The organism is Vibrio sp. 10N.222.54.E6, from assembly GCF_041473955.1.
GTDB classification, from domain to species: Bacteria; Pseudomonadota; Gammaproteobacteria; order Enterobacterales; family Vibrionaceae; genus Vibrio; species Vibrio tasmaniensis_A.
Genome location: NZ_JBFRTD010000026.1, coordinates 50,273 through 64,099, shown reverse-complemented (window position 1 = coordinate 64,099; position 13,827 = coordinate 50,273). Strand labels below are relative to the sequence as shown.

Annotated in this window: 15 protein-coding genes; 7 read left to right on the top strand and 8 right to left on the bottom strand. The window is 44.3% G+C overall.

Annotated features, from left to right (window positions below):
* Positions 1-3 precede the first annotated feature (3 nt).
* The 3 genes from AB4513_RS15510 to AB4513_RS15500 are packed head-to-tail and all read right to left on the bottom strand — an operon-like array spanning position 4 to position 1,459.
* Positions 4-792 (bottom strand): RcpC/CpaB family pilus assembly protein, encoded by a 789-nt coding sequence (locus AB4513_RS15510; protein WP_009848144.1) that lies wholly within the window; start codon positions 790-792, stop codon positions 4-6.
* Positions 793-799: 7 nt separating this feature from the next.
* Positions 800-1,237 (bottom strand): prepilin peptidase, encoded by a 438-nt coding sequence (locus AB4513_RS15505; RefSeq protein WP_102258031.1) that lies wholly within the window; start codon positions 1,235-1,237, stop codon positions 800-802.
* A gap of 3 nt (positions 1,238-1,240) precedes the next feature.
* Positions 1,241-1,459: a Flp family type IVb pilin gene (locus AB4513_RS15500; RefSeq protein WP_009848142.1), complete on the bottom strand. Its 219-nt coding sequence runs from the start codon at positions 1,457-1,459 to the stop codon at positions 1,241-1,243.
* 331 nt (positions 1,460-1,790) lie between these two features.
* Here AB4513_RS15500 and AB4513_RS15495 point away from each other — a divergent pair, with 331 nt between their 5' ends.
* Complete coding sequence (locus AB4513_RS15495) at positions 1,791-3,041, top strand: valine--pyruvate transaminase (RefSeq protein ID WP_009848141.1); 1,251 nt, start codon at positions 1,791-1,793, stop codon at positions 3,039-3,041.
* 119 nt (positions 3,042-3,160) lie between these two features.
* Here the strand turns inward: AB4513_RS15495 and AB4513_RS15490 are convergent, their stop codons facing one another.
* The 5 genes from AB4513_RS15490 to dnaA form a co-directional block, all read right to left on the bottom strand.
* Positions 3,161-3,595, bottom strand: a complete 435-nt coding sequence (locus AB4513_RS15490; protein ID WP_009848140.1) for an Hsp20 family protein — start codon at positions 3,593-3,595, stop codon at positions 3,161-3,163.
* Positions 3,596-4,099: 504 nt separating this feature from the next.
* The gene (gene gyrB, locus AB4513_RS15485) at positions 4,100-6,517 is read right to left on the bottom strand and encodes a DNA topoisomerase (ATP-hydrolyzing) subunit B (protein ID WP_009848139.1); all 2,418 of its coding nucleotides are present in this window, start codon (positions 6,515-6,517) and stop codon (positions 4,100-4,102) included.
* A gap of 17 nt (positions 6,518-6,534) precedes the next feature.
* Positions 6,535-7,614: a DNA replication/repair protein RecF gene (gene recF / locus AB4513_RS15480; protein WP_017103129.1), complete on the bottom strand. Its 1,080-nt coding sequence runs from the start codon at positions 7,612-7,614 to the stop codon at positions 6,535-6,537.
* Positions 7,615-7,688: 74 nt separating this feature from the next.
* On the bottom strand, positions 7,689-8,789 hold the full coding sequence (gene dnaN, locus AB4513_RS15475) for a DNA polymerase III subunit beta (protein WP_009848137.1): 1,101 nt from the start codon (positions 8,787-8,789) through the stop codon (positions 7,689-7,691).
* 81 nt (positions 8,790-8,870) lie between these two features.
* The gene (gene dnaA, locus AB4513_RS15470) at positions 8,871-10,292 is read right to left on the bottom strand and encodes a chromosomal replication initiator protein DnaA (RefSeq protein ID WP_009848136.1); all 1,422 of its coding nucleotides are present in this window, start codon (positions 10,290-10,292) and stop codon (positions 8,871-8,873) included.
* A gap of 309 nt (positions 10,293-10,601) precedes the next feature.
* Between dnaA and AB4513_RS15465 the strand changes: the two genes are divergently transcribed.
* From AB4513_RS15465 to yidD, 6 genes are all read left to right on the top strand, one after another.
* Positions 10,602-11,351, top strand: coding sequence for an amino acid ABC transporter substrate-binding protein (locus AB4513_RS15465; protein ID WP_009848135.1), 750 nt, complete (start codon positions 10,602-10,604; stop codon positions 11,349-11,351).
* A gap of 134 nt (positions 11,352-11,485) precedes the next feature.
* Complete coding sequence (locus tag AB4513_RS15460; RefSeq protein WP_009848134.1) at positions 11,486-12,157, top strand: amino acid ABC transporter permease; 672 nt, start codon at positions 11,486-11,488, stop codon at positions 12,155-12,157.
* The gene (locus tag AB4513_RS15455; protein WP_009848133.1) at positions 12,154-12,891 is read left to right on the top strand and encodes an amino acid ABC transporter ATP-binding protein; all 738 of its coding nucleotides are present in this window, start codon (positions 12,154-12,156) and stop codon (positions 12,889-12,891) included. Before AB4513_RS15460 ends, AB4513_RS15455 begins: the two co-directional genes overlap by 4 nt.
* 206 nt (positions 12,892-13,097) lie before the next feature.
* The gene (rpmH, locus tag AB4513_RS15450) at positions 13,098-13,232 is read left to right on the top strand and encodes a 50S ribosomal protein L34 (protein ID WP_004735800.1); all 135 of its coding nucleotides are present in this window, start codon (positions 13,098-13,100) and stop codon (positions 13,230-13,232) included.
* Between the two features lie 45 nt (positions 13,233-13,277).
* Positions 13,278-13,601: a ribonuclease P protein component gene (gene rnpA, locus AB4513_RS15445; protein ID WP_029223763.1), complete on the top strand. Its 324-nt coding sequence runs from the start codon at positions 13,278-13,280 to the stop codon at positions 13,599-13,601.
* Complete coding sequence (gene yidD / locus AB4513_RS15440; RefSeq protein WP_004735802.1) at positions 13,568-13,825, top strand: membrane protein insertion efficiency factor YidD; 258 nt, start codon at positions 13,568-13,570, stop codon at positions 13,823-13,825. Before rnpA ends, yidD begins: the two co-directional genes overlap by 34 nt.
* Positions 13,826-13,827 lie beyond the last annotated feature (2 nt).

The window sequence follows — 13,827 nt, the reverse complement described above, 5'->3', positions numbered from 1 at the left end:
GCCCTACTCAAAACGGTATTCACGAATTCCACCAGTGCCGCCACTGCTTGGAATGATGTCTGAAGAATCAGCTTCTAGATCATCAGAAAATTCCTTACCCAATGATTTATGCACGGCCACTTCTGCAATCCGCTGTGCCACCGTGAGTTGTGCCAGTTGTTGATTCGTCACTTGTAAGATCAATGTCACCTGAGTCTCTTTTTCCAACGTTAACGTGCTCACTGCTTTTTCTGACGTCACCATGTCCAAAACCGGTATTTGAGCCAGTAATGGCACCATAGTGAGATGTTGGATATCTGACACCGTATCCTCACTTGATAAGTTCTGATCCGGCGTTGAAAGAACAGATATGTCGACTAAATCTCCGACTGCGATGGTGCCACCTAATACATCTCTTCCCGGTACCGTAACGTTATAAGGAACAAATCCAGGGCGGATCACCGCCTGTAAGTACTGACTGTCTCCGGGAGATGTCAACATATTCGAGTCCACCAGCTCATATGCGGCAATGTCATGCACTGCGAATTGAGGAGCATTCCAATCTAACTCAATGTTTCGATCGATTCCCAATAGCGCTGCACGAGCTTCAGGCAAGTACTCTATAACGAAGTCGCTACGCTTCAGCTGCTGACCTTTCACTGTCGGGTGAGTGAGTTTCCATACCTTAAAAGTCACTTCTATAATTGGTTCTTCAGGCTGAATGGGGAAAGTATCCATCGGTACATTCACCACACCATAGAGGCCTATAGATATAGCGAGGAACGCTAAGCCAAGAATGATTTTGGAGTTCATGATTCACCTATAACGATGCAGCTATACCTAGTAGGCTTCCTAAACAAATAGGCACCCCATAAGGAACACCTCTGTTTGTCCACTCAGAATTACCGGTTGTTTTTCCTAATACCCACTGAGTAATCGCTAGGGTTCCACCTGCAAATAAAATCACATTAACCGCCCACAACATCATATTGGGCGATACCATTAAACTGAATGCAGCCAATAATTTACTGTCTCCAGCAGCTATAACATTGAAATAAAATAAAACTGCGCCGACGGCTAACACTATGAAAAAGTTATAAAACTGCTCAAATTTTTCGGTTTGACAGATATAAAAAACACCCAAGAGAGCAACAGCTACCACCACTCCATTAGGTATTATTCGGTATCGGATATCTTGATAACTGACGATTGCAGCCATGGTGGCTAAGGGAATTAACCACCACAGTTTATGAGGCATTAATTAACCTACACTTGGCGACGAATTAGCGGCTTCAATATTATTAGTGATGGTTGTGATAGCACCTTCTAAAGCTTCACGAAGAGAGTCGTTAAATACAGCCAATACGATTGCTGACATACACACACCTAGGATTGCGTATTCAATCGCTGTAACACCACGTTGATCATTATTAAAAGATTGAATAAATAGCTGAGTTCTAACAAATAAATTAGTTAACATTCGTTTCTCCAAAAGATAGATAGGTTGTTTTTTCTTCGGAGGAAATAATATTCAGTGCGCTATTTTTGAGCAATCCAAGAGTGACCTTCCTCACATTGCTCTGACATTTGCCGTCGTTCTATTCAGTTTGAGTTCAGTTTAAAGTGAAAAAAGTGATTAAACGGGAGCGGTGAGAAGAGAAGTTTTTTCCGTGTGAGGGCAATTCGTGCTTTGCGCCGCAAAAACATTGCGGTATGTTCAAAGATTACCCACTGTAACCCGCCACGCTCGGGTTCATAAGATTGATCATAATCTACGAATAATAATCACAATGAATTAGGTATACGAAGCAATGCAATTCTCAAAGTTTGGTGAAAAGTTTAATCGATACTCTGGAATCACTCGTTTAATGGATGATTTGAATGATGGCCTGCGAACTCCTGGTGCAATTATGCTCGGTGGTGGTAACCCAGCCGCTATCCCAGCCATGCTCGATTACTTTAACCAAGCCAGTGCCGACATGCTCGCCAGTGGAGAACTCATTGCCGCCCTCGCCAACTACGATGGTCCACAAGGTAAAGACAGCTTCATTAAGTCGTTAGCTGGAATGCTGAAAGAGACCTATGGTTGGGACATCAACGAGAAAAACATCAGCCTGACCAACGGCAGTCAAAGTGGCTTCTTTTACCTATTCAACTTGTTAGCGGGTCAACAGCCAGACGGTTCTCACAAGAAGATATTGTTGCCGATCGCACCAGAATACATCGGCTACGGCGATGCGGGCATTGATGACGATATTTTTATCTCTTACCACCCAGAGATCGAACTGCTAGAAAACCGCCAGTTTAAATACCACGTTGATTTTGAACAGCTCAAGGTTGATGACTCGGTTGCCGCTATCTGCGCCTCTCGTCCAACCAACCCAACTGGTAACGTACTGACCGACGAAGAAGTGCGTAAACTGGATAAACTGGCGCGCGAAAACAACATCCCACTACTGATCGATAATGCTTACGGCCTGCCGTTTCCAAACATCATCTTTGAAGATGTGGAACCGTTCTGGAATGAAAATACGATTCTGTGCATGAGCTTATCTAAGCTTGGTTTACCGGGTGTACGTTGCGGTATCGTGATTGCGAGCGAAGAAGTAACACAAGCTCTGACTAACATGAATGGCATTATCAGCTTAGCGCCGAGCAGTGTTGGGCCGGCAATTGCCAATCATATGATTGAAAAAGGCGATTTATTGCGTTTGAGCAGTGAAGTAATCAAACCTTTCTATAAAGAGAAATCTCTACGTGCGGTTGAGCTTTTACAAGAAGCGATCGATGACCCTCGCTTCCGTATCCACAAGCCTGAAGGCGCGATTTTCTTATGGCTATGGTTTGATGAACTGCCGATTACCACCATGGAGCTGTACGACCGCCTCAAAGCTCGTGGCGTATTGATTGTTCCGGGTGAATACTTCTTTATCGGCCAAGAAGACGAGTGGGATCATGCTCACCAGTGCTTACGCATGAACTACGTACAAGATGATGAGGCGATGCAAAAAGGTATTGCTATCATTGCTGAAGAAGTGAAAAAAGCTTACTCAGAGCAGTAATCAGAGCTTTTAGCTTACCGTAGACCAAATGCAAAAAAGAGCACCGACCTTCTTCAAGGTACTGGTGCTCTTTCACTTCTACTTCCCGAGATTTATTAGCTTAAATGAGCTAATAACGCTTAACCTTCTAGAAGACTATTACCATTAATAGCAATCTTACGTGGTTGCATCGCTTCTGGGATTTCGCGTTCTAGGTCGATGTGAAGAAGACCATTTTCCATGCTTGCCCCTACCACTTTTACGTAGTCTGCCAGTTGGAATTTACGCTCGAAATCACGCTCTGCGATACCTTGGTATACGAAGGTTTTCTCTGCTTCTGCTTTACGCTCACCTTTAACAATTAGCATGTTCTCTTTCTGAGTAAGATCTAATTGGTCATCAGCAAAACCAGCAACGGCCATAGTAATACGGTAGTTGTTCTCGTCTTTTTGCTCGATGTTGTATGGAGGGTAACCGCCAGAAGAGTTCTTCGATGTGTTCGCTTCCATCATGTTGAATAGACGATCGAAGCCGATTGCGTTGCGGTAAAGTGGAGTGAAATCTACAGTTCTCATAATGCTATCCTTTTAGTAAGCAATAGTCTTAGCTGTAATTTTTACTGAGATCGAACCTGTGAATTATTCAGTAAACAGCTAAGGGATTCAATTCGCATTCCACGGGCTTCACCTCGTTTGGTGACAACTCTGGGACATGACAATGAATCAATTTTTATATTGTGTGCCGCCAAATTTATCCTCTATTGAGCGATACTCTAGCAACGGTTATGAAGGTTCTGTTTCTTCTCTTGTAGAGCAAGACAGTCATCCTCTTCACAACTAGATATGTGGATTGAGCGAATCAGTTTCAAGCGTTTATTTTCAATTATTTTTCCAATCCAATATTTTTCAATCACTTAAAAACAAAAAAGACCGCCATTTTTGGCAGTCTTTTTAACAACAAATTTAGTTTTTTGAGACGAAGCTATTTCGTTTTAGTTCAAAGAAGAGGCGCGGAGCATACGAATGTATGTGAGCACCTCTGACACAGAAATTAAGCGAAAGAGCGAAGTATCAAAGATACTAAACGTCTAGATTTGCTACTTTAAGTGCGTTTTCTTCGATGAAGTTACGACGCGGTTCTACTTGGTCGCCCATCAATGTTGTAAACAACAGATCAGCACCAACAGCATCTTCAATCGTTACTTGCATCATACGACGAGTTTCAGGATCCATTGTCGTTTCCCAAAGTTGATCAGGGTTCATCTCACCTAGACCTTTGTATCGTTGTAGGCTTAGGCCACGACGAGACTCTTTCACTAACCAGTTCAGAGCTTCAACGAAACTAGACACTTCTTGAGTACGCTCGCCACGCTTAATGTAAGCACCTTCTTCAATCAGGCCATCAAGTGCTTCAGAAAGATCCGCTAGCTTGCCAAACTCTTTCGAGTTAATCAGATCAATGCTCAGCACGTGCTCATGAGTTACACCATGAGTACGAACCACAATCTTAGGAACGCTTAAACCTAGCTCTTCGTGCTTTTCAACTTCAAGGCTGTATTGGCTTGCACCCGCTTCTTTACCGTTTAGCTGCTCTACTAGCTGCTTACCCCAAGCTTCAACCACCGCATCATCATGACACTGCTCAGCGGTTAGGCGAGGAACGTAAATCAGTTCGTGAACCAATGCGCGTGGGTAGCGGCGGCTCATACGATCAACGAGCTTGATGCCTGCATTGTATTGCTGAACAAGCTTCTCTAAGCCTTCACCGGCAAACGCAGGTGCTTCAGGATTTACGTGCAGTTCTGCATTGTCTAAAGCCAAAGATACTTGATACTGGTTCATCGCATCTTCATCTTTGATGTACTGCTCTTGCTTACCCTTCTTCACTTTGTAAAGTGGCGGTTGAGCAATGTAGATGTAACCACGTTCAATCAGCTCAGGCATTTGACGGTAGAAGAACGTCAGTAGCAGTGTACGGATGTGAGAACCATCGACATCGGCATCGGTCATGATGATGATGTTGTGGTAACGCAGTTTATCTGGGTTGTATTCATCACGGCCAATACCACAACCAAGGGCTGTGATTAGCGTTGCGACTTCTTGAGAAGACAGCATTTTATCGAAACGCGCTTTCTCTACGTTAAGGATTTTACCTTTAAGCGGTAGGATTGCTTGGTTCTTACGGTTACGCCCCTGCTTGGCTGATCCGCCAGCAGAGTCTCCTTCCACAATATATAGTTCAGACTGTGCAGGATCTTTTTCCTGACAGTCAGCTAGTTTACCTGGAAGGCCCGCTAAATCTAATGCGCCTTTACGACGAGTCATCTCACGAGCTTTACGCGCTGCATCACGAGCACGCGCTGCATCGATAATTTTAGAACAAACGATTTTCGCTTCACCTGGGTTCTCAATTAGGAACTCAGATAGCTTCTCACCCATCGTAGACTCAACGGCAGACTTCACTTCTGAAGAAACCAGCTTGTCTTTAGTTTGGCTTGAGAACTTAGGATCTGGCACTTTCACCGAAACAATCGCCGTCAAACCTTCACGAGCATCATCACCTGATGTTGAAGTCTTCGCTTTCTTCGAGAAGCCTTCTTTGTCCATGAAGCTGTTCAAAGTACGTGTTAGCGCAGCACGGAAACCCGCTAAGTGAGCACCACCATCGCGTTGAGGGATGTTGTTGGTGAAACAGTAGATATTTTCTTGGTAACCATCGTTCCACTGCATTGCAACTTCAACGGTAATGCCGTCATCACGCTCTGAATCAAAGTGGAAAATCTTTTGGATGATTGGTGTTTTGTTGGTATTAAGGTGTTCAACAAACGCTTGGATACCGCCTTCGTATTCGAAGTGATCCATTTTGTCTTCTTCACGCTTATCAATTAGCTTAATTGATACACCTGAGTTCAAGAATGATAGCTCACGTAGACGCTTAGCTAAAATGTCGTAATGGAACTCGATGTTAGTGAAGGTTTCTTCACTCGGCCAGAAACGAATCTCTGTACCGGTTTTATCCGTGTCACCGATAACCGCTAGTGGCGCTTGAGGCTCACCGTGGCTGTAGGTTTGAGTGTGGATTTTGCCACCGCGGTGGATAGTAAGAGTAACTTGCTTAGAAAGTGCGTTAACTACTGAAACACCAACACCGTGTAGACCACCAGATACCTTGTACGAGTTATCATCGAACTTACCACCAGCGTGAAGAACCGTCATGATTACTTCTGCTGCTGATACTTTTTCTTCTGGGTGCAATTCTGTTGGAATACCACGGCCGTCATCGCTTACAGACACTGAGCTATCTTCATGAATAGTTACAATGATGTCATTACAGTGACCAGCTAGCGCTTCATCAATAGAGTTATCTACCACCTCAAAAACCATGTGGTGCAGACCGGTACCATCATCCGTGTCGCCAATGTACATTCCAGGACGCTTACGTACCGCATCCAGACCCTTCAGTACTTTAATACTCGATGAATCGTAATTATCTGACATAGTTACTCTCTGACTAATTATCCTTGCTCTATTTTGCCATGTTCCACATGAAACATCCTGCTATTTTCGTCATGCATATCTGCAATCTGATCAGCGGTAATAGAGCTTACAAAAACTTGAGCCTGGGTCGCCTTTAAACACTCAGCAAGACGTGCTCGGCGTTGGCTATCTAATTCGGAAGCGAAGTCATCTATCAAATAGATGCACTGCTTACCTGTCATTTGAGTGAGGTGTTGCCCTTGTGCTACTCGCAGCGCGCACACCATCAACTTCAATTGACCTCGTGACAAGACATCTTCCACTGGAGTGCCGTTCACTTTTATCTTCAGATCCGCTTTGTTTGGCCCACTAAAGGTGTAACCAAGCTGCTGATCCCTTTCAAAATTCTTTTCTAAAATCTCGGCGTATGGAGTGTCTTTGTCCCAACCACGATAATAGTTAATCTTTATCTCAAACTCAGGAAGGAAGGTCGCACAGATTTCTTCGGCGACTTCTTTAAGCTGTTCAACGTAAGTGGCACGCCACTGGCTGATACTTTCCGCTAAACGGGCCAATTCTTGGTCCCAATAGCTCAGTTCTCGATAGTGTGTTGCCGTTTTCAATAAGGCGTTTCGCTGCTTATTGAGGCGCTTTACCCTGCCCCATGCATCATAAAAGCCGGACTCACTGTGGAAGACTCCCCAATCAATAAATGCGCGGCGATGCTTAGGTCCATCGGTTAGTAAATCAAACCCTTCCGGGTGAATCAACTGCAAAGGTAAAACCTGAGCTAACTGAGCCAATTTTTGCCCAGTTTGACCGCTTATTTTAACCTCTGTTGTGCCATCGCGCTGCTTATTAATGCCAATTGGCAGCTCAAATTGATCCGAGGTCATAAAACGGCCATGTACAAACAGCTCACTGCACTCGTTTTGTATGATACGGCCGGTGAGTGAACTCTTAAATGAGCGACCATGTCCAAGCAGATATACCGCTTCAAGGACACTGGTTTTTCCGCTCCCGTTAGCCCCTATAAGAAAGTTAAAGCCTGATGACGGTTGAATGTCACAGGCTTCTATATTTCTAAACTGCTTAACGATTAAGCGCGATAAAGGCATAACGTCTTCATATTAATCTTCAATCACGACTCGATAGGTAAACGTTGTTGATCAGTAAACATCACAAACAACGCTTATAAGCGAATAGGCATAACAACGTACATCGCGCTGTCGTCTTGTGCGTTCTCGATAAGAGCACTCGCATTGGCGTCTGACATTGAGATGCGAACTTGCTCACAACGTAGTGTGTTCAGAACATCCAACACGTAGCTTACGTTGAAACCAATCTCTAGTGCATCACCATCAAAGGTTACGTCTAGCACTTCTTCCGCTTCTTCTTGCTCTGGGTTGTTCGCGGTAATACGCATCTCGCTATCTACAAGATTAACGCGAACACCACGGAATTTTTCATTCGACAGAATCGCAGCACGAGAAAATGCTGAACGTAATTCATCACAACCAGCTTCAAGTGTCTTGGTAGTATTTTGCGGCATTACGCGGCGATAATCAGGGAAACGACCATCAACCAGCTTAGAAGTGAAGACATAGTTGTTCACTTCAGCACGCACATTAGAGTTACCAATCTGCAGCGTTACCGGTTGCTCTGGTGCATCCAGTAGCTTCACTAGCTCTTGCACACCCTTACGAGGAACAATGATCTGCTTCTGAGCAAAATCGGCACCCAGTTGTGCTTGAGATACCGCCATACGGTGACCATCAGTCGCGACACTTCGTAGGATTGAACCTTCAATCTCAAACAACATACCGTTGAGGTAGTAACGAACATCTTGGTTCGCCATTGAGAATTGGGTTTTCTCGATAAGACCACGTAGCTCAGCTTGTGTCACTGACACTTCAACTTCACTGCTCCAGTCTTCAATGTTTGGAAAATCTGCCGCAGGTAATGTTGCTAATGAGAAGCGGCTACGACCAGAACGAACCTGAATACGGTCGCCATCCAATACCACAGTGATCACTGAGCTGTCTGGCAAGCCACGACAGATATCTAGGAATTTACGTGAAGGTACAGTAATGCTGCCCGCTTCGAAATCACCTTCAAGCGTTACACGGCTGATCAGTTCAACTTCTAGATCCGTTGCTGTCATCGACAACACGTTATCTTCTACTTTAATCAGTAGATTTCCTAGAATTGGAAGCGTTGGCCTGCCACCGAGTGCGCCAGATACTTGTTGTAATGGCTTAATCAGGTGACTACGTTCAATGGTAAATTTCATATCTTGCTCTTACGGTCTAAATGGCACTGCGTAATAGTACGTGGCCAAGATTCTGCTTATTAAGGTTAAGAATACTGTGTATTAAGAAGAAAGGGTACGAATCAAGTTCGAATAATCTTCTTTAATGTCGTGGCTCTCTTCACGCAACTGAGCAATCTTACGACAAGCATGCAGTACGGTCGTGTGGTCACGGCCACCGAATGCATCGCCAATCTCAGGCAAGCTGTGGTTAGTTAACTCTTTAGCCAGTGCCATCGCCAGTTGGCGTGGACGAGCAACAGAACGAGAACGACGTTTAGATAATAGATCAGCAACTTTGATTTTGTAGTATTCAGCGACTGTCTTTTGAATGTTATCAATGGTGACGAGTTTTTCTTGCAGGGCAAGCAAGTCACGCAGTGCTTCACGCACGAAATCGATCGTGATCGGACGGCCAGTGAAGTTTGCATTCGCAATAACACGGTTCAATGCGCCTTCAAGCTCACGAACGTTAGAGCGTAAACGCTTAGCAATAAAGAATGCCACTTCATCCGCAAGGTGAATTTGGTGGTCTTCGGCTTTCTTCATTAAGATCGCAACACGAGTCTCAAGCTCAGGAGGCTCAATCGCTACCGTCAAACCCCAGCCGAAGCGAGATTTAAGACGATCCTCTACCCCGTTGATCTCTTTTGGATAACGGTCAGAGGTTAGGATGATCTGTTGGTTGCCTTCAAGCAGCGCATTAAAGGTATGGAAGAACTCTTCTTGAGAGCGCTCTTTATTCGCGAAAAATTGGATATCATCGATAAGCAAAGCATCAACACTACGGTAGTAGCGCTTAAATTCTTCAATCGCGTTATTTTGTAACGCCTTCACCATATCCTGAACAAAACGCTCAGAATGCATGTAAACCACTTTCGCATTCGGCTTATTATCAACAATGGCATTACCCACCGCATGCAACAAGTGTGTCTTACCTAAACCGGTGCCACCGTATAAAAACAACGGGTTATAAGCTGTTCCTGGATTATCAGAAACCTGACGTGCCGCCGCCAAACCCAATTGGTTTGATTTACCCTCAACAAAGTTATTGAACTTATGTTTTGGGTTTACGTTTGAACGGTGGTTAAGATCAACCGCTACAGGCTCTTCATCACGCCAGATATTATGAACAGGCTTACGAGCTTGTAACTGCGCAGGTGCTGACGATTCAGCGGCCACATCAGCGGCTGTACGGGTACGAGCTGGGGCGATAGTCTCAGATTTTGGAGCAGTAACTCGTTTGTTCCCAATTTCAAAATGAAGATGCGGGATATCATTACCACAATATTCTTGTAGCAAACGGTTAATGCTATTTAGGTACTTATCGCGCACCCAATCGAGTACAAATCGGTTTGGTGCAAATAGAGTTAGAGTATTACCATTGAGCTCCGCTTGTAACGGACGTACCCACATACTGAATTCTGTAGCTGGTAACTCTTCTTGAAGCTGTTGCAAGCATTGCAACCAAAGCGAAGATGACACGGTGCCCCACTCTATTTAAGTTATATGAAATGACCGTTAATTTTACCTGTTGATAAGTCAGATCACCAGCAATTGATCACAGATCCAGTGAATAAGATCCAAGTTATTCACAATAATTTTGTAAATAATCGGTGGATCCACACATCTTGCCCCTAATTTACTCACACAATGATCCACTTATGCCCGGATCCTTGCTAGTTATCCCCAAATCGAGAATGCGATCTGGTTATGGTTAATAACATCTGGTTATTTATTCTATTGAGCATTTTCCCAGTAACATCCAACCCTATAAATATAAGGAGTTACCAAATGAATAACTGGATTAAGGCTGCAATTGCGGCTATCGCACTCTCTGCTGCTACTGTTCAAGCCGCGACTGAAGTTAAAGTCGGCATGTCTGGTCGCTACTTCCCGTTTACGTTCGTTAAACAAGACCAACTACAAGGTTTTGAAGTGGATTTATGGGATGAGATCGGTAAGCGTAACGATTACAAGGTTGAATACGTAACGGCAAACTTCTCTGGTCTTTTTGGTCTTCTTGAAACGGGTCGTATCGATACCATTTCAAACCAAATTACAATGACGGATGCACGTAAAGCGAAATACCTATTCGCAGACCCATACGTAGTAGACGGTGCACAAATTACCGTTCGTAAAGGTAATGACAGCATTAAGGGTATCGAAGACCTTGATGGCAAGACGGTTGCGGTAAACCTAGGTTCAAACTTTGAACAACTGCTTCGCAGCTACGATAAAGATGGCAAGATCAATGTGAAGACCTACGATACAGGTATTGAGCATGATGTCGCTCTTGGTCGTGCCGATGCATTCGTAATGGATCGCCTATCAGCACTAGAGCTTATCAAGAAGACGGGTCTACCATTACAGCTAGCGGGTCAGCCATTCGAAACCATTGAAAACGCTTGGCCTTTCGTGGACAACGACAACGGTAAAAAACTGCAAGCAGAAGTAAACGAAGCATTAGCAGCAATGCGCGCAGATGGTACGCTAGAAAGTATCTCTCAGAAATGGTTTGGTGCGGACATTACTCAGAAGTAATCACTCACTATCTCCATTCGAGGCCCACTGCTTTACACGGCGGTGGGCTTTTTGCTTTTGTGCACTGATTAAAAGCCTGATAGAACAGTATTTCCAAATAGAACAACACTTCCAATACTAATACGAGATAGATTATGGGATTTGACTTTAATTACATGCTAGAGCTGTTGCCAATACTACTGAAGTATTTAGGCACCACGATGGAGATGGCGACTTGGGGCTTGTTCTTTGCTCTGATCCTGTCTCTGATACTGGCGAATATTCGTGTATTCAAAATCCCAGTACTCGACCAACTGAGCCAGCTGTACATTAGCTTCTTTCGAGGCACACCACTGTTGGTACAGCTTTTCCTCCTTTATTACGGCTTACCACAAGTATTCCCGTGGATGGTTGGGTTGGATGCTTTCAGCGCCGCTGTAATTGGCTTAACCCTGCACTTTGCCGCGTATATGGCAGAAAGTATTCGTGCCGCGATTATCGGTATTGATCGTAGCCAGATGGAAGCCAGCCTCTCAGTCGGTATGACAACCAGTCAAGCGATGCGCCGAGTGATCTTGCCGCAAGCAACCCGCGTAGCACTGCCTTCTTTAATGAACTATTTCATCGACATGATCAAGTCGACTTCACTTGCATTCACCTTAGGTGTAGCCGAAATCATGGCTAAAGCTCAGATGGAAGCTTCTTCAAGTTTCCGCTTCTTCGAGGCTTTCTTAGCAGTCGCGCTGATTTACTGGGGCGTAGTGGTTATCCTCACTCGTATTCAAATTTGGGCCGAAGTGAAACTGAATAAGGCGTATGTACGATGATCAAATTACAAAATATCCACAAGCAGTTTGGTGACACCGAAGTTTTGAAAGGGATCGACCTAGAAATCAAACAAGGTGAGATAATTGTCATCATAGGTTCAAGTGGTACGGGTAAGTCTACCCTGCTGCGTTGTGTGAATTTTCTAGAGCAAGCCGATCAAGGTATTATTTCGATTGATGATATTAAGGTTGATGCTCAGAAACACACCAAAGCAGAGGTGCTTGCACTGCGTCGTAAGACTGGTTTTGTATTCCAAAACTATGCACTATTTGCTCACCAAACCGCGAGACAGAATATAGCTGAAGGTTTGATTACCGTTCGTGGTTGGAAAAAGAAGCAAGCCCATGAAAAAGCACAACAAATACTCGACGACATTGGCTTAGGAGAGAAAGCTGATAGCTACCCAGCCGCGCTCTCTGGTGGCCAGCAGCAACGGGTTGGTATTGGCCGTGCAATGGCTCTACAACCAGAGCTTTTACTGTTTGATGAGCCGACTTCAGCGCTTGATCCTGAATGGGTTGGCGAAGTGCTTAACCTAATGAAAAAACTAGCAAATCAGCATCAAACCATGCTGGTGGTTACTCACGAAATGCAGTTCGCTAGAGAGGTCGCAGACCGAGTGATCTTCATGGCTGATGGCCACATTGTCGAACAGGGATCTCCACAGGATATTTTTGGTAATCCACAGGATCCTAAATTAAAGAAATTCTTAAATAAGGTCGGGATCGAATAAGGATCCTTGTGATTTTAGTTATTCTACGTATAATCCCCCGACCGGAATTTTAGTTAACCCAATCATTGACACTTTTTGTGACAGTGATTACAATTCCGCCTCTTTGTTGAGAGGCGTCGGTTTTCCTTTCTTATATAAAGAAGAGAAAAAATGCCCACGCCGGGTTTAACAAAAACCTAAAACTACTGATCAGTAAGGTAATTACAATGAAACGCACTTTTCAACCTACAGTTCTAAAGCGTAAGCGTACACACGGTTTCCGTGCTCGCATGGCTACTAAGAACGGTCGCGCAACAATCAATGCACGTCGTGCAAAAGGCCGTAAGCGTCTTTCTAAGTAATCTTTGATTATTTTGAATAAGCTAGCCTTCGGTCGGGAGTTACGCTTGTTAACTCCCGAACATTATCAGAATGTCTTCAAGCAAGCTCATCGAGCAGGCTCCCCTCATTTCACCATCATTGCCCGAAATAACTCTCTTTCAAATCCTCGCCTTGGATTAGCCGTTCCGAAAAAGCAGATTAAAACCGCCGTGGGTCGTAATCGATTCAAGCGTCTTACTCGTGAAAGCTTTCGTAACACTCAACACAAACTTCCTAACAAAGATTATGTTGTAATCGCTAAGAAGAGCGCGCAAGATTTAAGCAATGAAGAAATGTTCAAGCTACTCGACAAATTATGGCTTCGCCTGTCTCGCCCTTCGCGTGGATAGCGCTAATACCCATCTATTTTTATAGATGGTTTATTAGTCCACTCATCGGCCCACGCTGCCGATTTACTCCAACCTGCTCTTTATATGCGATAGAAGCGTTGAAAGCTCACGGTTTTGTAAAAGGGTGTTGGTTATCAGGCAAACGTCTATTAAAATGCCATCCTTTGAACGAAGGGGGCTTTGACCCCGTTCCACCAGTCCAAAAACAAGACAGAGATAAATAACG